This is a genomic window from Streptomyces sp. YS-3 (assembly GCF_045257485.1).
In the GTDB taxonomy this organism is placed as follows: Bacteria; Actinomycetota; Actinomycetes; order Streptomycetales; family Streptomycetaceae; genus Streptomyces.
The window spans coordinates 1-1,167 of sequence record NZ_JBJHPC010001042.1; the positions used below are offsets into that span (position 1 = coordinate 1).

Annotated in this window: 1 protein-coding gene and 1 pseudogene; one reads left to right on the forward strand and one right to left on the reverse strand. The window is 76.3% G+C overall.

Annotated features, from left to right (window positions below; translation table 11 throughout):
• Positions 1 to 283: pseudogene (locus ACJA3G_RS37345) on the reverse strand (polysaccharide deacetylase family protein); the annotation flags it as partial.
• A gap of 83 nt (positions 284 to 366) precedes the next feature.
• Between ACJA3G_RS37345 and ACJA3G_RS37350 the strand changes: the two are divergent.
• The coding region (locus tag ACJA3G_RS37350; RefSeq protein ID WP_406557452.1) for a methyltransferase domain-containing protein at positions 367 to 1,167 on the forward strand (801 nt) is incomplete at its 3' end.

The following is a 1,167-nucleotide window of genomic DNA, read 5'->3' on the forward strand; positions in this document are numbered from 1 at the left end:
GGGCGGGCGGGGTCAGCGGCACCTTGGCCAGCCTCCACCTCCTGGCGGCGGACACCCGGGCGGCCTGCTCCTCCTTGAGGTGGCCGGAGTAGCCGGCGAGCGCGCGGGCGGCGTCGCTGTCGTAGGCCTGCGGCCCGGCGGCGGCCTTGCTGCCGCGCCCGCCGCCGTGGACGTTCCCGGTGGCGCACCCGCCGGCGAGCGCGGCGACGAGGAGTCCGGCGAGAACGAGGGGGGCTTTCGTCAGGGCGCGCCCATTTTCTTCCTTTTGTCGTACAAGCTGCATGCCGCCGCATCCTGTCAGTGCGGGGCGGTATACCGGAGACGACACCCGCCACCGGGCGCACGCCGTCCCCCGCCTGGCCCACAATGGGGCGGATGAACGACCTCGACACCTTCCGCGCCCTGCTCACCCCCGAGGGCACGGGCCTGCTGGACTCGCTGCGCGACCACGACCCGGCCCAGGAGCTGGCGGTGGCGACCCGGCTGCGCCGCAGCCATGCCCCGGAGCTGGTCTCGGCCGCCCTCGGCCAGGCGCGGCTGCGGCAGCGCGCGGTGGCGAAGTTCGGCGCGGACGACGCGTACCGGATGTTCTTCACGCCCAACGGCGTCGAGCAGTCCACGCGCGCGTCGGTGGCCGCCTACCGGGCCCGTGTCTTCGCCGCCCAGGGGGTCCGCAGCGTGGCCGACCTGTGCTGCGGCATCGGCGGGGACGCGCTGGCCCTCGCCCGCGCGGGCATCTCCGTCCTCGCGGTGGACCGCGACGAGCTGACGGCCGAGGTCGCCCGCGCGAACGCGGCGGCGCTGGGCCTGGCGGAGCTGATCGAGGTGCGGTGCGCGGATGTGACGGACGTCGACACGTCGGGGTGGGACGCGGTGTTCGTGGACCCGGCGCGGCGGGGCGGGCGCGGGCGCGTCTTCGACCCGGAGGCCTACTCCCCGCCGCTGTCCTGGGCGGTCGGCGCGGCCCTGAAGGCACCGCTCGCCGCCCTGAAGATCGCCCCGGGTGTCCCGCACGAGTCGGTGCCGCCGCAGGCCGAGGCGGAGTGGATCTCGGACGGGGGCGACGTCAAGGAGGCGGTGCTCTGGTTCGGGCAGGCGCACGCCCCCCAGCACACCCGCACCCCGGGCGCGGTCCGCGCCACCCTCCTGCCCGCCGAGGCCACGCTC